This is a genomic window from Dermabacter sp. (genome assembly GCF_032550575.1).
Lineage (GTDB): Bacteria > Actinomycetota > Actinomycetes > Actinomycetales > Dermabacteraceae > Dermabacter > Dermabacter hominis.
Map to the genome: position 1 here is coordinate 66,102 of NZ_JAWFZC010000002.1, position 20,127 is coordinate 86,228.

At 63.4% G+C, this 20,127-nt stretch carries 16 protein-coding genes; 7 read left to right on the plus strand and 9 right to left on the minus strand.

What is annotated here, in order from left to right:
* Window position 1 precedes the first annotated feature (1 nt).
* The 5 genes from cysS to E6X30_RS03545 all read right to left on the minus strand — a co-directional run bounded on the left by cysS (window position 2) and on the right by E6X30_RS03545 (window position 6,277).
* Window positions 2-1,438 carry a cysteine--tRNA ligase gene (cysS, locus tag E6X30_RS03525; RefSeq protein ID WP_070459736.1) on the minus strand — a complete coding sequence of 479 codons (1,437 nt, stop codon included), beginning with the start codon at window positions 1,436-1,438 and terminating at the stop codon, window positions 2-4.
* A 79-nt stretch (window positions 1,439-1,517) separates the two neighbouring features.
* A complete protein-coding gene (locus tag E6X30_RS03530) occupies window positions 1,518-2,024 on the minus strand; it encodes a phage holin family protein (protein ID WP_016664315.1) in 507 nt (168 codons plus the stop codon).
* 75 nt (window positions 2,025-2,099) lie between these two features.
* Complete coding sequence (locus tag E6X30_RS03535) at window positions 2,100-3,263, minus strand: LacI family DNA-binding transcriptional regulator (protein ID WP_259914503.1); 1,164 nt, start codon at window positions 3,261-3,263, stop codon at window positions 2,100-2,102.
* A gap of 82 nt (window positions 3,264-3,345) precedes the next feature.
* Window positions 3,346-4,761 (minus strand): L-serine ammonia-lyase, encoded by a 1,416-nt coding sequence (locus tag E6X30_RS03540; protein ID WP_016664313.1) that lies wholly within the window; start codon window positions 4,759-4,761, stop codon window positions 3,346-3,348.
* A gap of 52 nt (window positions 4,762-4,813) precedes the next feature.
* Window positions 4,814-6,277: a DEAD/DEAH box helicase gene (locus E6X30_RS03545; protein ID WP_316335748.1), complete on the minus strand. Its 1,464-nt coding sequence runs from the start codon at window positions 6,275-6,277 to the stop codon at window positions 4,814-4,816.
* A 215-nt stretch (window positions 6,278-6,492) separates the two neighbouring features.
* On the opposite strand from E6X30_RS03545, the gene panD reads away from it, so the two are divergent.
* Together panD and E6X30_RS03555 are read left to right on the plus strand one after the other, a co-directional pair.
* The gene (panD, locus tag E6X30_RS03550; protein ID WP_311200903.1) at window positions 6,493-6,885 is read left to right on the plus strand and encodes an aspartate 1-decarboxylase; all 393 of its coding nucleotides are present in this window, start codon (window positions 6,493-6,495) and stop codon (window positions 6,883-6,885) included.
* A 48-nt stretch (window positions 6,886-6,933) separates the two neighbouring features.
* Window positions 6,934-7,398: a low molecular weight protein-tyrosine-phosphatase gene (locus E6X30_RS03555; RefSeq protein ID WP_259873568.1), complete on the plus strand. Its 465-nt coding sequence runs from the start codon at window positions 6,934-6,936 to the stop codon at window positions 7,396-7,398.
* Here E6X30_RS03555 and E6X30_RS03560 read toward each other — a convergent pair.
* Window positions 7,395-7,931 carry a GrpB family protein gene (locus E6X30_RS03560; RefSeq protein WP_052126864.1) on the minus strand — a complete coding sequence of 179 codons (537 nt, stop codon included), beginning with the start codon at window positions 7,929-7,931 and terminating at the stop codon, window positions 7,395-7,397. The two genes, E6X30_RS03555 and E6X30_RS03560, sit on opposite strands and share 4 nt — an antisense overlap.
* A 166-nt stretch (window positions 7,932-8,097) precedes the next feature.
* Here E6X30_RS03560 and leuS point away from each other — a divergent pair, with 166 nt between their 5' ends.
* Window positions 8,098-11,082 (plus strand): leucine--tRNA ligase, encoded by a 2,985-nt coding sequence (gene leuS, locus E6X30_RS03565; protein ID WP_316335749.1) that lies wholly within the window; start codon window positions 8,098-8,100, stop codon window positions 11,080-11,082.
* Between the two features lie 245 nt (window positions 11,083-11,327).
* The gene (locus E6X30_RS03570) at window positions 11,328-12,560 is read left to right on the plus strand and encodes a hypothetical protein (RefSeq protein WP_316335750.1); all 1,233 of its coding nucleotides are present in this window, start codon (window positions 11,328-11,330) and stop codon (window positions 12,558-12,560) included.
* Between the two features lie 12 nt (window positions 12,561-12,572).
* On the opposite strand, the gene clpB is transcribed toward E6X30_RS03570, so the two are convergent.
* Together clpB and E6X30_RS03580 are read right to left on the minus strand one after the other, a co-directional pair.
* On the minus strand, window positions 12,573-15,200 hold the full coding sequence (gene clpB / locus E6X30_RS03575; protein ID WP_316335751.1) for an ATP-dependent chaperone ClpB: 2,628 nt from the start codon (window positions 15,198-15,200) through the stop codon (window positions 12,573-12,575).
* A gap of 128 nt (window positions 15,201-15,328) precedes the next feature.
* A complete protein-coding gene (locus tag E6X30_RS03580; RefSeq protein ID WP_246816477.1) occupies window positions 15,329-15,760 on the minus strand; it encodes an RNA-binding S4 domain-containing protein in 432 nt (143 codons plus the stop codon).
* A 179-nt stretch (window positions 15,761-15,939) separates the two neighbouring features.
* Here E6X30_RS03580 and E6X30_RS03585 point away from each other — a divergent pair, with 179 nt between their 5' ends.
* Both E6X30_RS03585 and E6X30_RS03590 read left to right on the plus strand, forming a co-directional pair.
* On the plus strand, window positions 15,940-17,349 hold the full coding sequence (locus E6X30_RS03585) for an AMP-binding protein (protein WP_034372723.1): 1,410 nt from the start codon (window positions 15,940-15,942) through the stop codon (window positions 17,347-17,349).
* Window positions 17,350-17,358: 9 nt separating this feature from the next.
* Window positions 17,359-17,979 (plus strand): L-threonylcarbamoyladenylate synthase, encoded by a 621-nt coding sequence (locus E6X30_RS03590; RefSeq protein WP_316335752.1) that lies wholly within the window; start codon window positions 17,359-17,361, stop codon window positions 17,977-17,979.
* A gap of 48 nt (window positions 17,980-18,027) precedes the next feature.
* Here E6X30_RS03590 and E6X30_RS03595 read toward each other — a convergent pair whose 3' ends face one another.
* Window positions 18,028-19,260, minus strand: a complete 1,233-nt coding sequence (locus tag E6X30_RS03595) for an MFS transporter (RefSeq protein WP_316335753.1) — start codon at window positions 19,258-19,260, stop codon at window positions 18,028-18,030.
* A gap of 89 nt (window positions 19,261-19,349) precedes the next feature.
* Here E6X30_RS03595 and deoD point away from each other — a divergent pair, with 89 nt between their 5' ends.
* Window positions 19,350-20,084 (plus strand): purine-nucleoside phosphorylase, encoded by a 735-nt coding sequence (deoD, locus tag E6X30_RS03600; protein WP_016664300.1) that lies wholly within the window; start codon window positions 19,350-19,352, stop codon window positions 20,082-20,084.
* Window positions 20,085-20,127 lie beyond the last annotated feature (43 nt).

The window sequence follows — 20,127 nt, forward strand, 5'->3', positions numbered from 1 at the left end:
CCTAGTTCGTGAGGCTCCAACGGGAGGAGCCCGCGGAGTCTTCGATGCGAATGCCGGCGGCAGCGAAGCGATCTCGGATCGCGTCGGCGCTCGCCCAGTCTTTGTTGGCACGTGCCTCGGCGCGCTCCTCAAGTTGGGCTCTAATGAGCGCATCGAGGGCGTCGTGTTCGGCATTGGTGGCGCTTGATTCGTCGGCCCACTGGGGCCCCACGAGGTCGAGTCCCAGAACATCGAGCATGTCGCGAAGCTCGCCTACGCGGCGCGCAATCTCGTGGGGGTCGCTCGTGTGCTCGGCAAGAAGCGAGTTCAGTTCGCCCTGGCGCTCGTGGATCACGGCGAGAGCTTCGGCGACGGAAAGGTCGTCATTCATCGCGTCAACGAAGCGCGCGGGAAGCTCGCTCTCGCCCACCTCGCGCAGGGCTTCGCTCGCGCCTTGCTGGCTGACTGCTTCGAGTGCACGCGTGAGGGTGCCTTCGAGGCGCGAGAGCACGGTCTCGGCTTCCGCGAGGGTGGTCTCGTTGAACTCCACGTTGGTGCGGTAATGGGAGCCAACGATCGCGAGGCGCACGGCTGCTGCCGAGTGCTTGGCGAGGACGTCTTCGGCCGTGATGAAGTTGCCGAGGCTCTTGCCCATTTTCATCCCGTCGACTGTGAGCATCCCCGAATGCATCCAGCGCTGCGCAAAGCCGTAGCCAGCTCCGTAGCTTTGCGCTTGCTCGTTTTCATGGTGCGGAAAGCGAAGATCAAGGCCGCCACCGTGAATGTCGAAGCTCTCCCCCACGTATTTTTTCGCCATCGCCGAGCACTCAAGGTGCCAGCCGGGCCGCCCTTCGCCAAACGGGGTTGACCACTTCGCTGTCGTGGGTTCGCCGTCCTTAGCCTTCTTCCACAGGGCGAAGTCTCGAGGGTCCTGCTTGAGGTTGGAGGCGGCTTCCGCATCGTCAACCATGTTCTCGATGGACTGGTTTGTGAGCGAGCCGTATTCGGGAAGGGAGGAAACGTCAAAGTACACGCTTCCTTCCCCGTCAGCATAGGCGTGGCCGCGCTCGATGAGCCGCTGCATGAAATCGATCATCTCCGTGACGTGGCCTGTCGCGCGGGGCTCGTAGTCGGGGCGGACGGCGCCGAGCCGGTCCATGATCTCGCCAAACTTTCGTTCGTTGGCGTATGACCACTTCCACCACGGCTCACCTTCCTCGGCGGCGCGCGCGAGGATCTTGTCGTCGATGTCTGTCACGTTGCGCACGTAGGTCACGCGGTACCCGCTCCTGCGCAGCCATCGCACGAGCACGTCGAACGCGAGGAACGTGCGGATATGCCCCACGTGGGGACCGTCCTGGACAGTCGGTCCACACACGTAGAGCGAGACTTCACCGTCCTTGAGCGGGGTGAAGTCCGAAACGGTCCTGGTCTTCGAGTCATGCAGTCGTAGAGTCACGTCTTAAGCCTAGCCTCTCATGGGTATCGAAAAAGCGAGGAGCGCTTGCGGCGCCCCTCGCTTCGTGTTGGTCGTGATGTCAGATCTCGCGCGGCGTCGCGGCGCTGACCTGCTTACCGTAGAGCTCTTCGAAAGCGTCGTCGTAGTCAACGCTATTGGCACGGCGCTTGCCCTGAACGGATTCGACGGCGCTCTTGGCGGTCTCGATGGTGACTTCGGGCGCGGTGATCTTCTTGACGATCAGGTAGGCGATGAGGCCGAGGATCGCGCCGAGTACCACGAGCGCGCCACACACGATGAGGAACGACGCCCATGCCGGCAGACCGAGTGCCACAAGGCCCCACGCGCAGAAGAAGAGGAACATCACCCACGCGCTCAGGAGGAAGAACACGAGAACCGCGGCAAGCGCCGCAACGGCGCCGCCCTTGACGGCGATCCCGGTGATTTCCTTCTTCGCGATTGCGACCTGCTGGTCGATCACGGAGGTGAATTCGTTCTTGATCGAGGCGACGAGTTCGCCAATCGACCGCGAGGTCGTGCTCGCTCGGCGTTCGTTCGAGGAGCGGTCGTTCGAGGAATTGATCATGCATTCAGCCTATCAATGCGGGCCCTGCGTCATTCAGGGGTTTCGAAGGGTTTTCTCCGGTTAGTCGTGTGATGTTTAGTCGATCGTCACGCGCTTGCGGCGCTGCTGCTCGGGACGAGGCCCTGCCGACGAGGAACGACGCACGATGAGGTGCGGCGAAACCGCGGTGTCGCGTGCGGGCCCTTCGAAACCGCCGATGCGCTCGACGAGCATCTGCGCGCCAAGCGCCCCAATGCGGCGCGAGTTCGGATCGATGCTGGTCACCTGCGCAATGCCCGAGGACGCGAGCGACGTATTGCCATAGCCGGTCACGGCAAGCTGAGCGGGAACATCGAAGCCGGCGTCAGCTGCTGCCGAGAGCACACCGACGGCGGTCACGTCGTTCGAGCACGTGATCGCGGTGGGAACCTGGCTGCCACGCAGAAGCATCGCTCCGGCGGTCTGCCCAACCTGCTCGCTGAAGTCCGCCGGCTCCACGCGCGCACGATCCTCGAGTCCGTGACGCTTCATCGCGGCCTTGAAGGCGGTCGCACGCTCCTTCGCCACGGCATACCCCACGCCACCCACGTGAGCGATGTCCTTGTGGCCGAGACTCACAAGGTGATCGACGAGAAGACCAAAGCCCGCTTCATCGTCGATACGGACCGTGTCCGACTTCCCGATGCGCTCTTTCGATCCACCGATCGCGACGAGGGGGCGGTTGCCGATGGCCTCAAAGACCTTGTCGAGCTCGGGGAGCTCACTGGCCATGATGAAGCCATCCACCCCGAGCGCCGTGAGCGAGGAGATCGTTTCTTCCTCGAGCGTGACGGGGTATTCGGGCATACGCCGGCGAGTCGGCACAACCACGACGTGACGGCCGGTCGCGGCGAGCTCGATGCGGATCGAGCGAACCAGATCGGAGATCCACGTGTTGCGCATCGTGTTCACGAGCACAGCGACGACACCGCGGTGGTCATCTTCCTGGGCGAGGTCTTCGAGCGGGTAATGGAGCCGTTCGGCAGTCTCGCGAACGGACGTCACGAGCCTCGAATTGATGTCGGATTCGCCGCGAAGGGCGCGAAGCGCAACCGCGGCCGTAATGCCGAGGGAGTTGGCAACTTCGGTGAGCGTTGCGCGTTCATTTTCGGAGCGCTGCTCCGAGACCTCCGGGGCGACCTTCGCCGCCGCTTCGAGTTCTTCGGGGCTCTCTCCGGGTGCGAAATCGCCGTTGATGTCGCCGCGTGCTTTATCGTTCATGAGGCCTTAGCCGTCCTTTTCTGTCCTGGAAGCCGCGCCCGCATGGCGCGTGACATTCGCCTTTAACGGTAGCCCACGTGCCTCAACACGCGGGCAAGGACACGGGAACCGTGACGGCGAGGCCGCCCATTGCGGTTTCCTTGTAGTGCTCGTGCATGTCCTTACCCGTGCGGCGCATGGTCTCGAGCACGGTGTCGAACGAGACGAAGTGTTCGCCATTGCCACGCATCGCGAAGCGCACCGCCGTAATCGACTTGATCGCGCCCATCGCGTTGCGCTCAATGCAGGGCACCTGCACGAGACCACCGACGGGGTCGCATGTGAGGCCGAGGTTGTGTTCCATCGCAATCTCGGCAGCGTTTTCGACCTGCCGGGGCTTCGCGCCCATAACTTCGGCAAGCCCCGCCGCGGCCATCGAGCTCGCCGAGCCAACTTCGCCCTGGCAGCCCACTTCCGCGCCGGAAATCGACGCGCGCTCCTTGCACAGCGACCCGAACGCGGCAGCTGCGAGCATAAAGCGCACGATGACGTCATCACGATCGTCGTAGTTGAGGTAGGTGAGCGCGTAATACAGCACCGCGGGGATAATCCCGGCCGCGCCGTTGGTGGGAGCTGTGACGACGCGCCCGCCGCCCGCGTTTTCCTCGTTCACTGCGAGCGCTGCGAGGCTCACCCATTCGAATGCGTTGTCGGCGCGATGGTTCGGGTCTTCGAGCTGAAGGGCGTCGTGCCAGGTTGCTGCGCGGCGCCGCACGTTGAGGCCGCCCGGGAGCACACCGGAGGTGTGCATGCCACGCTCGATGCAGGCTTCCATGACTGCCCAAATGTCGAGGATCCCCTGGCGGATTTCGCTGTCGGTTCGCCATTGCCTCTCGCGCATGAGCATCGCTTGTGAAACCGTGATGCCGTTTTCTTCGCATACGCGAAGAAGCTCCTCACCGCTTTGGAAGATCGGTTTCACACCGTCATCGGCGCCCGCTGCGCTGTCGTCTGCGGAGGTTTCCGACGCCTGCTGGGCTTCGAGCTCCTCCTTGTCGACGACGAAGCCGCCACCGATCGAGAACATCGTGCGCTTGTCGAGCTCGTTGCCGTCCTCATCGAGCACCGCGAAGGTCATGCCGTTCGAATGCTCGGGAAGGAAGGTGAGGGGGTGCAGCACGATCGTGGACGGGCGGAGGCTTACCGGGACGCGCCCGCCGAGCATGAGTCCACCGTTGGCGTCGATGTCTTTCGCTCGCGCCCAGGCTTCGGTGGGATCGATCGTGGCGGGGTCGTTGCCCTCGAGACCGAGGACAACCGCGTCGAGTGTTCCGTGGCCCATGCCGGTCGCCGCAAGCGAGCCGTACAGATGCACCTCGACATCGGCGATGTCGGGGCCAATAGTGGGGTGGGCAAGGGCCTCGTCGGCGAATTCTTTCGCGGCGCGCATGGGGCCGACGGTGTGCGAACTCGAGGGGCCGATCCCGATCTTGAACAGGTCAAACAGGCTGACGCTCATCGAGGGACTCCTTATCGTGTCGAACGCGGATCATCTGACGTGTGGTGAAGCTTTAGCGCGACCGGCGCTGGCCACGCGACCGGGCTGGGGAAGCACCGCGTGCCCGGCGAGCGTCGGACCCTCGTTTCTTCCCGGCCGTGCGGCGGCCTTTGCCAGAACCGGGCGTACGCGAGAATGGTGACTTTTCGTTCTCGTCGTATACCGCGCGGCGCTTCTCGTTCTCGCGCCGTTCCGCGGCGTTTCTCGAGTTAGCTCCGCGCATCCTGGTGACATCGAGCTTACGGGGCGCGCCCTTATATTTGACGAGCTGAGGGTCCCGGGCGGGGGTCCCGCTCGGTGTCCTTCCTCCGACATACCGGATCACCTCGTCAGTTTCGGAATTCACCTCGCTCCATTCGGGACTCACCTGGGCTGCCTCGAGCACCTGGCGAGTCTTGTCCTTCTGATGTGGGAGGGCGAGAGTGACCACGACGCCCGAAGCCCCGGCGCGTGCCGTGCGGCCCGAGCGGTGCACGTACTCCTTCGCGTCATCGGAAGGATCGACGTGCAGCACGAGCGAAACGTCGTCGATGTGAATGCCGCGAGCGGCCACGTCGGTCGCGACGAGCACGTCGAAGGCCCCCTGGCGGAACCCTGCGAGGACGTTCGTGCGCAGGCCCTGCTGTTTATTGCCGTGCAGGGCCGCGGCGGGAATGCCCACCTCAATGAGTTCCTGGGCGACGCGTTCGGCGCCGAGTTGCGTGCGCGTAAACAGGAGGGTGCGACCGTCGCGCGCCGCGATCTGGGCCGTGATCTGGCGCTTCTTTTTTGGGTTGATGGCATAGACGACGTGCCGCATGTTCTGCACCGCCGCGGCGACAGGGGTCGTCTCGTGCGTGACGGGGTCGACGAGGAAGCGGTCGGTGATCGCATCGACCTGGTCGTCGAGCGTTGCCGAAAAGAGCATCTTCTGCGTGCCCATCTCAACGTGCGCGAGAATCTCGGTGACGACGGGAAGGAAGCCGAGGTCGGCCATGTGGTCCGCCTCGTCAATAACCGTCGTCTCGATGCGGTCAAGGAAGAGATCTCCCCGCTGAGCGAGGTCGACGACACGCCCCGGTGTCGCGACGATGATCTCAACGCCCCGACGCAGCGCATCGGCCTGTTTGTCGATGTTCATGCCACCCGACACAAGCTGAGCCTTGATACCAACGGCACGCGCGAACGGGTGAATTGTGTCGACGACCTGGACGGCAAGCTCGCGAGTAGGCACGAGCACCATTCCCAGTGGCCGACGCCTGTGGGAGCTGCGATGCCGAAAACGCGCACACATCGACAGGGCAAAAGCGAGGGTTTTACCCGATCCAGTTTCAGCGCGGGCAAGAACGTCGCGTCCCGCGAGCGCATCGGGCAAGATTGCCTCTTGAATTTCGAAGGCACGCTCGAAGCCTTGCGCCTGAAGTTCTTGAACGAGCTCTTCTGGAAGCGCCATCGCATCGAAGCGCTCTGCTTTGTGTGTCCGTCGTGACTTGGGCATGGCAGTGGCCCCTTTCTGCGCGCGTGTGCGCGGTCCTGTGCTTCTCATGGGCGCCGTAGCGCCGGGCCCCAACGGGGCGGTAAACACCTCAAGTATCCGCGAGCCATCCCGACACCGGAAGAGACGGTCGGGCAATTCGTTCGCAAACTCACGTCTATGACTGCTGCCCGATGGCCCACGGGGTGGAATACTTGAGCATCGTGTTGCGAACACTCATGACCTCAAAGATTCACCGCGCCACCGTCACGCAAGCCGACCTTCACTACGTGGGGTCGGTAACCGTCGATGCCGATTTACTCGATGCCGCGGGCCTCATCGAAAACGAACTCGTCGCCATCGTCGACGTGACGAACGGGGCTCGGCTTGAAACCTACGTGATTCGAGGCGAAGCGGGTAGCGGAGAGATTAAGATCAACGGGGCTGCGGCCCACCTGGTACACCCCGGCGACCTCGTGATCCTGATCGCCTACGGTCAGTTCACGCCGGAGGAGGCCACCGCTCACACCCCGCGGATTGTCCACGTCGATGACAAGAATCGGATCGTCGCAATCGGCAACGATCCTGCCCAGGCTGTGCCGGGAGCTCCCGACCAGATTCCCTCGAGGTAAAACCCCGCTCTCAAGGCTGCAAGGAGCCTCTTTGGTTAAGGTCGAGGCATGATCGTCACTACCGTGTGCTGGGGCAACATTTGCCGCTCCCCGATGGCCGAACGCATTCTTCTTTCCGCGCTTTCCTCTCTCGACGGCGGCGAGAACATTACCGTGAACTCCGTCGGGGTGAGCAGCGAGGAAATCGGCAACCCTATGGATGCCCGCGCGGCTCGCGTGCTCGAAGCCCAGGGCTACGACGCGGGCGGCCACGCCGCTCGACAGGTGAGCGCTTCCGACATTGAGCGCACCGATCTTTTCGTGGCAGCCGAGCAGTTCCACCTCGACCGGCTCCGTGCGCTCGGCGCGCGCGAGGAACAACTCGCGCTCATGACGGACTTCGACCCCGACTCGGAGCCAGGCGATCCCCTCCCCGATCCCTGGTATGGCGGCGCCGAGGACTTCGATCGGACTCTCGACGTGCTCGAGCGCGCGATGCCGCGCCTCGCCGCACGCCTCGTGAAAGAGTCCTAGAAGCTCGCCGCGAGGCTCGTAAGCGCGTCCTCGTCCATCCCCGCCTCGCGCAAAACCTTCTGGAACATGGGCGCCTTCGCGCGGCGGTACTCGTCCACGTCGATCGCCCCCGTGAACGCAAGACCTCGCTTGTAGCCCGAAAACTCCGCCACGAGCTCGGGGCTGTTCATGAGGACTTGACGCGCCGCGACGCTCGCGTGAAGCAGCGGCGATCCCTCATCGAAAACGGTGAGGGAGTGAAGCACTCCCGACGTGGGAGTATTCAGTTTTCGGAACCCCTCGCCCTCTTGGTCGTCGCCGCCGGGCACGTAGCCGAGCGGGGCAAGCGCCTCGCACGCCTCGTCCAGCGCGAGTGGCGCCGCGACCACCGCGATATCGATGATCGGTCTTGCGACCATGCCCGGAACCGAGGTCGCGCCGATGTGCTCGATCCCCTGGCCGCCGTGGCCGTCGAGGGCGTCCACGAGGGTCGTTGCGACCCCCATAAAATCGCCCACCCAAGATTCCGAATACTCGCTCAAATGAATCGCCATGCACCCATCCTACGGGCGAGAAACGGTGCGTACAGCCGGGCTGATGGTGGCTAAGCGGCCGTCGGACCCTCACGAGGTCACCCAAAGGCACAGCACGTAGACTAGAGACATTGAATGCGCGCTCGAGACCGAGGGCGCACGACACCGACACGAGGAAAGGGACACGATGGCTGAGGCCCCATACCGCTACACCGCCGAACTCGCGGGACAGATCGAGCAGAAATGGCAGAAGCTGTGGCTCGAGCAGGGTACTTTCAACGCCGTCAACCCCGTGGGCGAGCTCTCCGATGGGCGCAGCGCCGAAGAACTCGGCGAGAAAATGTTCATCATGGACATGTTCCCCTACCCCTCGGGCAAGGGGCTGCATGTGGGCCACCCGCTTGGCTACATCGCGACCGATGCCGTTGCGCGCCACAACCGCATGCTCGGCAAGAACGTCCTGTACACGATGGGCTACGACGCCTTCGGCCTGCCCGCGGAGCAGTACGCAATTCAAACCGGCACCCACCCGCGCGTCACGACCGACGAAAACGTTGCGAACATGGCCCGCCAGCTCTTCCGCCTCGGCCTTTCACACGATTCCCGCCGCTCGCTTCGCACAACCGACCTCGATTTCGTCAAGTGGACCCAGTGGGTATTCCTCCAGTTGTTCGACTCGTGGTACGACCCGAACTTCGTGAAGGCTGACGGCACACGCGGCTCTGCACGGCCCATTTCGGAACTCAAGGGCGCGATCCAGGATCGCGATGTTGATCCGTACGCGCTCGCCGAGCAGCAGGGCATCGACATCCCGCAGATGTGGCACGACCGCAAGCCGGATCACGAGCATTGGAATCCCGAGCACGACACACCGTTCGACTTCCTCATTCAGTACACGCCCGAGGAGATGACGGAGCTCGTCAACTGCTTCCGACTCGCCTACGTCAGCGACACGCCGGTCAATTGGTGCCCTGGTCTCGGCACCGTGCTCGCGAACGAAGAGGTGACGGCCGAGGGCCGCTCGGAGCGCGGCGATTTCCCCGTGTTCAAGCGCCGCTTGCGCCAGTGGAACCTGCGCATCACCGCGTATGCCGATCGACTTCTCGAGGATCTCGACACCGTTAACTGGCCCGAATCGGTCAAATCCATGCAGCGGAACTGGATCGGCCGTTCGCGCGGTGCGCAGGTCACGTTCACGCTGGATTCCGACGGCTGCCCCGCCTTCGCCGACTCCACGTTCGACGTCTTCACGACGCGCGTGGACACGCTGTTTGGCGCGACCTTCACGGTGCTCTCGCCCGAGCATCCGCTGCTGTCTGACGTCAGCGCTCTCCCCGAGGCGTGGCCCGAAGACACGAAGTCCGCCTGGACCGGCGGAGCATCGAGCCCGCGCGAGGCCGTCGCCGCCTACAAGGAACGTGCCGCCGCACTCGATGACACCGAGCGCACCGCCGATTCGCGAGAGAAGACGGGAGTGTTCACGGGCCTTTTCGCCGTGAACCCGATGGACGGCCGTGCGCTTCCCGTGTTCACCGCCGACTACGTGCTCATGGGCTACGGCACGGGCGCCATCATGGCCGTTCCCGCCGAAGACGAACGTGACTACGCGTTCGCGAGCGCTTTCGAGCTCCCCGTGATCCGCACCGTTCAACCGCCCGCCGATTTCGAAGAGGGACAGGCCTACACGGGCGACGGGAAGAAGATCAATTCGCGCAGCGACGAGCTCGACCTCAACGGCATGAGCAAGGACGAGGCGATCGCTGCCGCGACCGAATTCGCCGAGAAGAAGGGCTTCGGCCACGCAAAGACGACGTACCGGCTGCGTGACTGGCTTTTCAGCCGCCAGCGCTACTGGGGCGAGCCCTTCCCGATCGTGTACGCGGAAGACGCACCCGAAGTCCCGATCGCGCTCCCGTTCGATCAGCTTCCCGTTCAGCTGCCCGAACTCGACGACTTCTCCCCCAAGACTTTCGACCCGGAAGACGCCGACACCGAGCCGCAGACCCCGCTCTCGCGCGCGGAGGACTGGGCATGGGTCGAGCTTGATCTTGGCGACGGCATGAAGCGCTACCGTCGCGAAATGAATGTCATGCCGCAGTGGGCCGGATCGTCGTGGTACGAAATCCGCTACACCGATCCCACGAACGACGACCAGATTTCGGCGCCCGAAAATGAGCAGTACTGGATGGGCCCGCGTGAAGGCGCCCCCACTGGCGGTGTCGACCTGTACGTCGGTGGTGTCGAGCATGCCGTTCTCCACTTGCTCTACGCACGTTTCTGGCACAAGGTTCTCTTCGACCGCGGCTACCTTGCGAGCGCCGAGCCGTTCCACACCCTGTTCAACCAGGGATATGTGCAGGCCTATGCTTACCGCGACGAGCGAGGCGTCTACGTCAACGCCTCCGAGGTTGTCGAGGAAGCCGACGGTACCTTCACTCACGACGGCAAGCCGGTGCGCCAGGAATACGGAAAGATGGGCAAGTCCCTGCGCAATATCGCGACCCCGGACGACATGTACGACGAGTTCGGCGCCGACACGTTCCGCGTGTACGAAATGTCGATGGGTCCGCTCGATCTGTCGCGCCCCTGGAATACGCGCGATGTCGTGGGCTCGCAGCGCTTCCTTCAGCGTCTGTGGCGCCTTGCCGTATCCGAAGACACCGGCGAGTGCGTCGTGAGCGACGCCGAGGCCAGCGTGGATACGCTGCGTGCTGTTCACAAAACGATCGATGCCGTGAGTGCCGACATGGACCACATGCGCTTCAACACGGCCATCGCGCGTCTCATCGAGCTCGTCAACCACCTCACGAAGGTGGCGAGTGACAGCGACGGCGCTCCGCGTTCGGCCGTCGAGGCTCTCGTGCTCATGGTCTCGCCGTTTGCCCCGCACCTCGCCGAGGAACTGTGGGCGAAGCTCGGTCACGACGAGTCGCTCGCGCGCGCTTCCTACCCGGTTGCGGATCCGCAGTACCTCGTTGCCGACGCCGTCACGTGCGTCATCCAGGTCAAGGGCAAGGTGCGCCACCGCATCGAGGTTGATCCGGAGATCTCGGCGGAGGAGCTCGAGAAGGCAGTGTTTGCCGAGGAGCGCGTGCAAAAACTCATCGAGGGCCACGAGGTTCGTAAGGTGATCGTGCGCGCGCCGAAGCTCGTTAACATCGTCCTCTCCTAACTGAATTGCATAGGGGTTGCGGGGGTTTGGATACCGCCCCCTCTCCCTGAAATTGCATAGTTGTTGTGGGGGTTTGAGCCGCGTGGCTCGGACCCCCACACCTCTTCGGTTTAAGGAGCGTTTCGAGACTGAACAGCGACTCTCGCCGAACGCGCTGAGGCGGCTCGCGCTCCACATTTCTCGGTTTCTCCCACTCCGCCCAGGGGCGCGCATGATGACAGCTGCCGATCCATAGCATGCAAGCCATGGCACGCACCCGAGCTCCTATCCCGGCCGCCCTCGCGCACACCGCATTCACGTCCCAAGAGGCCTATGCGCAGGCTGTCACGCGCGATCAGCTCCGCGGGCCGAGTTATCAGCAGCTCCACCGGGGAATCTATGCTCCGACGGAACATTCGCCCACAAGCTGGGACTACGCGCGCATCGTGACTCACGCATGTCCCACGGCCGCGCTCTCTCAAATTTCGGCAGCACTCTTGTGGGGATTTCCTCTACCCACCAGATTCCTCGCACAGGAATGCCCACCAGCTCCGGAACTGGCGCGTATCCAACACGCTCACGCTCACATACCCGAAAAACTCAATGGCCTTCCGAACTTTGTTTACCCCTACCATCACCGCTCCCCCACGCAGCCATGTGCCGAGTGGCGGCAGCATCTTTTGGCAAGCGACGATGTCATTGTTGTGGAGCCCGACCAGATTCGTGCGGGCTTAGGTGCCGACGGTGGCCCAGCAAGCGTCGGAATGCCGTGGCACCCCTCCACGGCGCCCCTGTGGAAAAAGCCGCTCAGGATCATGTCCCGCGAGAGAACGTTCCTTGATCTTGCGACGGTGCTGAACCCGTTTGAGCTCGTGGCCGTAGGCGACTATCTCGTGCGTCGGCCGCGCCCGAACTACGAGGGGCGAAGCCGGCCCTACTGCACGATTGCTGACCTCAAGGATGCGCGCGAGAAATACCCAAAAATCGACGGTGCCTCCAACACGCGATGGGCACTCGACAATATTCGCGTGGGCTCTGATTCACCTCAGGAGACTCAGTGCCGCCTTCTTCTCGTCGAGGCGGGCCTTCCCGAACCGCAGCTCAATACTCCTATCCCGCTGCCCGGAGGAATCGTCGTTCCCGATCGTGACCTCGTCTATCCGGCTCAGAAGGTCGTTGTGGAGTATCAGGGAAGCTCCCACGAAGAGCCGCAACGGGCGGCGCGCGACCACTACCACGCCGAGATTCTTCGGGAGGAAGGATGGGAGGTCGTCCCGATTTATAAAGATGACCTCCCGTATGTCGGTTGGTGCAACGAGTTTCCAACGAAGTATCGAATAGACGCGCCCGGGATGCCTCGCATCAATCGCGTCAACTTTAAGTTGTCACCATATGCGCTGGCGCCGGAGCCTCGCGAGTGGCCTCTCGTCGTCAAGGTTCGCGAAGCATTCCGACGCCAGGCAATGCGGAAGGTTGCGGGGGCTAAACCCGAGGAATAACCCCCACAACCCCTATGGAATCCAGTGGAGGACGAGGCGGGCCGGCGCCCCCTCCTCGTGCTCCACGTCAACCGTGACCTTCTGATCGTCCGTAACCTCGCCCGTGAGGATGAGGCGCGCGAGCGCGTCGCCGATCTCCTTCTGCACGAGACGCTTGAGCGGGCGCGCGCCGTACGCTGGATCGAATCCGCGCTCGGCAAGCAAATCCTCGGCAGCGTCGCTCACCTCGAGGGTGATGCGGCGATCCTTGAGACGCGCGGCAAGCGACGCCACCTGGAGGCCAACGATGCGGCGCAGCTCCTCGCGGCTGAGGGAGTCGAACATGACGATGTCGTCGAGGCGATTGACGAACTCGGGCTTGAACGCGGCGCGAACAGCGCTCATGACCGCCTCGCGTTTCGCACTGTCGTCGAGGCTCTCGTCCTGGAGGAAGTGCGCGCCCAAGTTGGACGTGAGGATCACAATGGTGTTCCGGAAGTCGACCGTGCGCCCTTGGCCGTCGGTCAGGCGACCGTCGTCGAGCACCTGGAGGAGGATGTCGAAAACGTCCGGGTGGGCCTTCTCGATCTCGTCCAGGAGAATGACGGTGTAGGGGCGGCGTCGGACCTGCTCGGTGAGCTGCCCTCCCTCTTCGTAGCCAACGTAGCCCGGAGGTGCACCCACGAGGCGAGAAACGCTGTGTTTTTCACCGTATTCGGACATGTCGATGCGAACCATTGCGCGTTCGTCGTCGAAGAGGAATTCGGCGAGGGATTTGGCGAGTTCGGTCTTGCCTACGCCCGTGGGGCCGAGGAAGAGGAACGATCCCGTGGGCCGGTTCGGGTCGGCGATTCCGGCGCGCGAGCGGCGCACGGCATCCGAGACCTCGGCGACAGCCCTGCGCTGACCGATGAGGCGTTTACCAATAATGTCCTCCATGTCGAGAAGCTTTTGCGTCTCGGACCTGAGAAGTCGGCCAGCGGGGATGCCGGTCCACGAGGAGACCACGCCAGCGATGTCGTCGGGCCCGACCTTGTCGGCGACGAGCGGCTTTTGCTCCTCGTCAGTAGCTCGGCTCTCGGCGCCTTCCCCGTGCTCGAGTTCCACGAGTTTCTTTTTGAGCTCGGGGATGTCGCCGTAGAGGATTTTCGAGGCCTGGCTCAGGTCGCCTTCGCGTTGGGCACGATCGGCCTGCATGCGAAGATCCTCGAGCTTTGCCTTGAGCTCGCCTACTTCATTGAGGCCGGATTTCTCGCGCTCCCAGCGGGCGGAGAGCTCGTTCATTTCCTCGGTGCGCGCCGCGAGGTGCTCGCGCACGCTCGCGAGTTGCGCGAGCGATCCCGGATCGTCCGAGCCCTTGAGGGCGAGCTCTTCCATCTTGAGCCGGTCGACCTGGCGGCGAAGGATATCGAGCTCCACGGGTGAGGAGTCGAGTTCCATGCGCAGGCGCGAGGCAGCTTCGTCAATGAGGTCGATGGCCTTATCGGGGAGCTGGCGATTGTTGATGTAGCGATCGGAAAGCGAGGCAGCAGCGACGAGCGCCGAATCCGAAATCGTGACCTTGTGGTGCGCCTCGTACTTGTCTTTGAGGCCGCGGAGGATCGTGATCGTGTCTTCGACGCTTGGCTCGCCCACGAAGACCTGTTGGAAGCGGCGTTCGAGAGCCGGGTCTTTTTCGATCCGTTCGCGGTATTCGTCGAGGGTCGTCGCGCCCACCATGCGAAGTTCGCCGCGCGCGAGCATGGGTTTGAGCATGTTGCCGGCGTCCATGGAGCCCTCGCCTGTGCCGCCTGCGCCGACGACTGTGTGCAGCTCGTCGATGAACGTGATCACGTTGCCGTTCGAGTCGCGGATTTCGTCGAGGACGCTCTTGAGACGCTCTTCAAAATCGCCTCGGTATTTCGAGCCGGCGACCATCGAGGAAAGGTCGAGCGAGACCAGGGTCTTGCCGCGGAGCGATTCGGGCACATCCCCTTCGACGATGCGCTGGGCGAGGCCTTCGACGACGGCGGTTTTGCCGACACCAGGCTCGCCGATGAGCACGGGATTATTCTTCGTGCGGCGGCTGAGCACCTGGACGACGCGGCGGATTTCGCTATCGCGGCCGATGACGGGATCGAGCTTGCCTTCACGCGCGCGGGCGGTGAGGTCGACCCCGAATTTTTCGAGGCTCTTGAAGGAGCCTTCCGGGTTTTCTTTGTTCATGCTTGTTCCTTTGGTGAGTTTTGCGATGCTGGCGCGGATCGCTTTCGGGGTCGCGCCGAAGTCTTTGAGGATGTCGCCAGGGGCTTTTGCGGCCTTGGCGATGCCGTAGAGCAAGTGCTCGGTCGAGATGTACCCTTCTGCCCCTTGCCCCATGCCGGCGCCGGCTTCTTTCCCGGCAGCCTCAAGCGCGTCGTAGCCATCGCCCTGGAAGACGGGTTTTTGGTCGGCGCTGCCCGTGAGGCGCGGCAAACGCTGAATTTCTTGGTTGATCCGCTCTTTGAGCGCACCGATGTGCACGCCCGTGTCGGTGAGCACGGCCGTGGCGATTGAGTCTTCTTGTTCGAGCAGTGCCGCGAGCAAGTGCAGACCGGTGACGTTGGTGTTGCGCAGTGTTTCCGCCGAGCGCGTTGCCGCCTCGACGGCTTCGCGCGAGCGTTGGGTGAAGGAAAATTGCATATTTTCCGCTCCTTTCACGTGGTGTGCGTGGAGCGGGGTTGTGGCCTGGCAGGTCCGACGATTGCCGAGCCTTCCTCGTTCTCACGCTTACGCTCTATGCAACGCCACCAAAGTTGAGTCTATTCCGCTCAACTTTCATCATTGTCGAAAATGGTCGTCCACCTGCCGTTTTGCGATTCGCGGCCGCGCAGGCGGTCGAGCGCTCGGCGTTCCTTTTTCGTGGGGCGGCCAGTCCCACGCTCACGTCGCGGTGGTGCCGCGAAGAGCTGCGGGGGCGGCGGAACGGAGATGTCGGTGTAGGCCTCGCGGGCAAGTGGCGCACCAACTCTCTTTGAGAGCAATTGTGTGACGACGTACTCGTTCGTGTAGCCGGGGTGGCGTATGGCAACCGTTCTGCCCATGCTCAAGCGGAAGCTCGGCTTGACGACCTCGCCATCGACGCGCACGTGCGAGGCTCTGATCGCGCTCGCGGCGAGGGAACGCGTTTTAAATAGCCGCACCGCGTGCAGCCACGTATCAAGGCGCACGCTCACGGCTCCCGCCTGCTTGTTCTCATTCACGGTGCTACTTTCGCACACTCGGCTTGCTCATAGCGCAACCACGTGCGACTTCGCTACTCCACCCATGAAGCACCCCGGGTGTCTCGGGTTAATATGCAGGTTCGCTCCTTAGACTGCACACGTCAGATGCAGGGGCGAATCTCGCACGCCCCACACAGGATCCCGGAGAGGAGGCGCTCATGCCCGCGGCACGGTCGTACGTCATCGATCCGGCTTCCGAGGCGAGCGCACATCCCCTCCCCTTGAATGCCTCGGAACTTCTCGATTTTGCCATTTCGCATTTCCGTTCACGCACGGCTATCGAGATGAGCGGAACCCGCGTGAGCTATGGGCAGCTTGGCCGCCGCATTCGATGCCTTGCGCAGGGACTCTTGGATTCGGGAATCCGTGCGGGCGACCGCGTCGCGATCGTCCTGCCTATGAGCATTGAAGCCGTCGTGGCGTTCCACGCGGTCCTTCGGATCGGAGCGATCGCCGTGCAGCACTCCGATCGCGAACCGATGATGCGCCTGAGCCGGGAATTTGCCGATTACACGCCGGTCGCGGTCATCATCGCCGAGTATCGTCTCAATGCGCTCGCGGGTCTCGACCAGCACGCGCGACCAAAAACCGTCATCACCGTCCAAGCGCCGGAGCTTCCGAAGACTGCCCCGCGTCGGCTCACGCTAACAGGGGCACTCGCAGAGATTGCGAAAGCGGGCGGCAAGGGAGTCATGCGGGTTGCATCGCCGTCCAAAGGCCCGGCGCAGCTTCCCCTCACTTTCTGCACGCGCACGCGTCTCAAGGACCTGCTGGGCTCAGCGCCGCTTCCTGACGACTATCCCTACCCGAGTCCACGTGACCTCGCGACCATCGTGTACGAAGGGCACACGCGGGCCAGCTCGCTCGGGGCGATGCTCACCCACGACAATCTCACGGCGCTCGCGCACCAGTCCCTGGAGTATCTCGAAACGGCACCAGCAGGGACCGAGACCGGCTACGCGCTATGGCCGCTGCACTCGGTGATCGGGATCGCCGATACTCTCACGACCAGCCTTTTTTACGGTCGGCACACGATTCTCTTCCCGCGGTTCGACCGCGCCGGCCTCATGCGCGCTCTCAAGAAGCACCCTCCCGAGGTGATCTCCGGCGATACCGAGGTCTTCCGCTTCCTCGCCGAGCATGCCCGCACGACAGGCCGGTCCCTCACATTGAGGCTCGCGTTGAGTCCCGTGAGCCGTGACCACGCACCGAGTTTTCGGGATTGGGCACGGGACCTTGGCTGGCCGCTCATGGTCGGTTACAGCGGCGCTGAAGCTGGCGTCACCGTGTATTTGCGCACCGCGGAAGAGGGGCGCGAGCACACCGTGGGGACACCGCTCCCCTCGATCGAGGTGCGGGTCGTGGATCTAAATGACCGCAGGCGCGTCGTGGGCCCGGGAACCGTCGGCAAGCTCATGATCAAAGGACCTCAGGTGTTCCACGGGTATTGGAAGAAGCCCGATGAAAGCACGGCCGTGCTCAGCGCGGACGGCTGGGTGCTGACCACTTCGCTCGCCTCGATTGACGCTGACGGCTACGTCACGCTCGCTCCCGCGCCGCCGCACTAACATGGGGTCATGGCACGCCTCATTTCGATTCACCCCGTCACTCCACAGCAGCGCCTGCTCGACCAGGTTGTTGAGCGGCTAAAGGACGGTGAGCTCATCGCGTACCCCACCGATTCGGGGTACGCGCTCGGCTGCCGCATCGGTGCTCACGAGGCGTTGGAGCAGATCCGCACGATTCGCCACACCGGTAAAGACCACCACTTTACGGTCATGTGCAGCGAGTTTGGCCAGCTCGGCACCTACGTGCGCATTTCGAATCCCAACTACCGCTTGCTGCGCGCCCACACCCCGGGCCCGTACACGTTCATCATGCCGGCAACGAAGGAGCTTCCGCGCCGCATGCTCCACCCGAAGAAACACACGGTTGGGGCGCGCATTCCCGATCACGTGGTGGCACGCGCTATCGTTGAGGCACTCGGGGAGCCGCTCATGAGCTCGAGCCTCATCATGCCCGGCGAGAGCTCCGTGCTCACGGAATCATGGGTCGTCGAGGATCGCCTCGGCCACCTCATTCCCGCGATTATCGACGGGGAGGTCACGGGATCAGAGCCCACAAGCATCATTGACCTCACGGGCGATTTTCCGCGCGTTCTGCGTGAGGGCGCGGGCGACACACGCGCGTTCGAATAAACAGGAGCGGGCTCGAGGGGCGTGGGGCGGGTCCGACGCCTGCCGAGCCTACGCTGTGCCCAAGGCCTTCGCGCGCCTATCGGCCTTTGTCAGATCCTCGAGGGCACCGGCAAAAATGAAGACCCCGACCGCGTAGAGGGGCACGAGTGCGAGGGCATAGCGGAGAGTGAAGAGATCGGCGAGCCAGCCGACGATCGGCGGGGCGAGAAGGAACCCGATGCGCGCGAACCACCCGACAACGGTGATGCCGACCCCGTGACCGAAATCTTCGATGTTGTCACCCGCACGGAAGACGGCCGGGAAGAGGGTCGCGACGCCCCAGCCGGCCGCGGCGAAGCCGATGACCGCCGTCACGGCATTTGGCCACACGAGCATGAAGCCCATGCCCACGAACGAAATTACTGCGCCGACACGTGCAGTTTTTCGGTCGCCCCACGCATCGACGATCGGGTCTCCTAGGAATCGACCGACCATCTGCGCGCCTTGGAGGGCGACGAAAGCGAGCCCCGCGACGAACGGCGAAGCATTGAAGGTGTGTGTCATGAAGAGCGCACCCCACGTGCTACCCGCATCCTCGGTCGAGCCGGCAAAGACGAGAACCATGCCGAGCGCGCCGAGGAGCGCGAGCGCACCGAGCTTCCCGCGTTGTGGCGTGGTGCTTTCGAGGAGGGTGTCACCGCTCGTCTCCCCCATGAGGTCCGCCGGGGCTTCGTTCGCGGAGGAGGCGCTTGGAGACGAGACCTCTTTGACGCGCTCGGAGGCGTCGGAACCTTTGAGCAGGAACGGGAAGTTCGCAATCGCGATGGCACCAAACACGACGAGCCCGCCCCAGCCTTGCCAGGCGAGCGGGACGCCGAATTGCGCGCACGCGGAGCCGATCACGCCCCCGAGCACAGCACCGAGGGACCAAAATCCGTGAAAGCTGTTGATGATCGAGCGGCGATAGCGGCGCTCGACCCTCATCCCGTGAGCGTTCTGCGAAATATCCGTAATGGCGTCGAAGCTCATCGCGAGCACGAAGCCGAGCGCGAGCATGCCCCAGCTCGGAGCGAGATAGATGAGCACGTGCGCGCTCGAGGCCAGGAGCTGAAAGATCACCGCGGTCTTCCCGGATCCGAGCCGCTTCATAATCGGCGCGGCGAGCAAGCCGAAAGCGAGGCCACCGAGCGGCCCGAGACCCACGGCGAGTCCGAGTTCCGCGTTATTGATGCCCAGCTGCCGCACTATCTCCGGGTAGCGCGGGAGAATCGCACAAAAACTCACGCCATTAAGGAGAAACACAAGCGAAACCGCCCACCTTGCGCGGACGGCTTCACGATCTGGCAGAAAAGTTTCGGGCATCCCATCTCCAAACACCGTAGGCTTAAGGCATGTCTACTCATATTAATGCCCCCGAAGGCGCGATCGCGCCTTACGTCCTCTTCCCCGGAGACCCCTATCGCGCGAGGTGGATCGCGGAAACCTTCCTTGACGATGCGAAGCTCTATAACGAGGTGCGCGGCATGCTCGGCTACACGGGTACATACAAGGGCGTGCGTGTGAGCGTACAGGGTTCCGGCATGGGCCAGCCATCGATGGCGATCTACGCGCACGAGCTCATGAACGACTACGACGTCCAAGCCATCATCCGCGTGGGCACCGCGGGCGGTATGGCGCCGGAGGTCAAGGTGCGCGACGTCGTAATCGCGAGCAGCGCCAGCACGGATTCGGCCATGAACCGCGCGCGTTTCGGTGACGTCACCTACGCCCCCGCGGCCGACTTCGAACTCTTGCGCCTCACGGTGGAGGCTGCCGAAGCGCAGGAACTCCCCTATCGCGTTGGCGGGCTGTTCTCCGCCGACCAGTTCTACAACCCGAATCCGATCACCCAAACCCTCGCCAACTACGGTGTGCTTGGAGTCGAGATGGAAACCGCTGGGCTGTACACGCTCGCCGCGCAGTTCGGCCGCAAGGCGCTATCCGTGTGCACGATCTCCGACCATCTGCTCACGGGTGAAGAGACGAGCGCTCAGGAGCGCCAGGAGACGTTCGACTCGATGATCGTCATGGCGCTCGAGGCCGTCGTGGCCCTCGATAAAAGCGCAGATAAGAAGCGTGCGCAATAGCTCGCTCCTGCTTCTTCGCAACGAAAAGGCCTCGGCGACCGCG

Bases quoted from the DNA above. Each gene is read 5' to 3' on its own strand.
- E6X30_RS03560 (WP_052126864.1), bottom strand. From the start codon at position 7,931: ATGGCGATTCATTTGAGCGAGTATTCGGAATCTTGGGTGGGCGATTTT.
- leuS (WP_316335749.1), top strand. From the start codon at position 8,098: ATGGCTGAGGCCCCATACCGCTACACCGCCGAACTCGCGGGACAGATC.
- E6X30_RS03555 (WP_259873568.1), top strand. From the start codon at position 6,934: ATGATCGTCACTACCGTGTGCTGGGGCAACATTTGCCGCTCCCCGATG.
- E6X30_RS03545 (WP_316335748.1), bottom strand. From the start codon at position 6,277: ATGCCCAAGTCACGACGGACACACAAAGCAGAGCGCTTCGATGCGATG.
- E6X30_RS03530 (WP_016664315.1), bottom strand. From the start codon at position 2,024: ATGATCAATTCCTCGAACGACCGCTCCTCGAACGAACGCCGAGCGAGC.
- E6X30_RS03540 (WP_016664313.1), bottom strand. From the start codon at position 4,761: ATGAGCGTCAGCCTGTTTGACCTGTTCAAGATCGGGATCGGCCCCTCG.
- panD (WP_311200903.1), top strand. From the start codon at position 6,493: ATGACCTCAAAGATTCACCGCGCCACCGTCACGCAAGCCGACCTTCAC.
- E6X30_RS03590 (WP_316335752.1), top strand. From the start codon at position 17,359: ATGGCACGCCTCATTTCGATTCACCCCGTCACTCCACAGCAGCGCCTG.
- clpB (WP_316335751.1), bottom strand. From the start codon at position 15,200: ATGCAATTTTCCTTCACCCAACGCTCGCGCGAAGCCGTCGAGGCGGCA.
- E6X30_RS03585 (WP_034372723.1), top strand. From the start codon at position 15,940: ATGCCCGCGGCACGGTCGTACGTCATCGATCCGGCTTCCGAGGCGAGC.
- E6X30_RS03570 (WP_316335750.1), top strand. From the start codon at position 11,328: ATGGCACGCACCCGAGCTCCTATCCCGGCCGCCCTCGCGCACACCGCA.
- deoD (WP_016664300.1), top strand. From the start codon at position 19,350: ATGTCTACTCATATTAATGCCCCCGAAGGCGCGATCGCGCCTTACGTC.
- E6X30_RS03535 (WP_259914503.1), bottom strand. From the start codon at position 3,263: ATGAACGATAAAGCACGCGGCGACATCAACGGCGATTTCGCACCCGGA.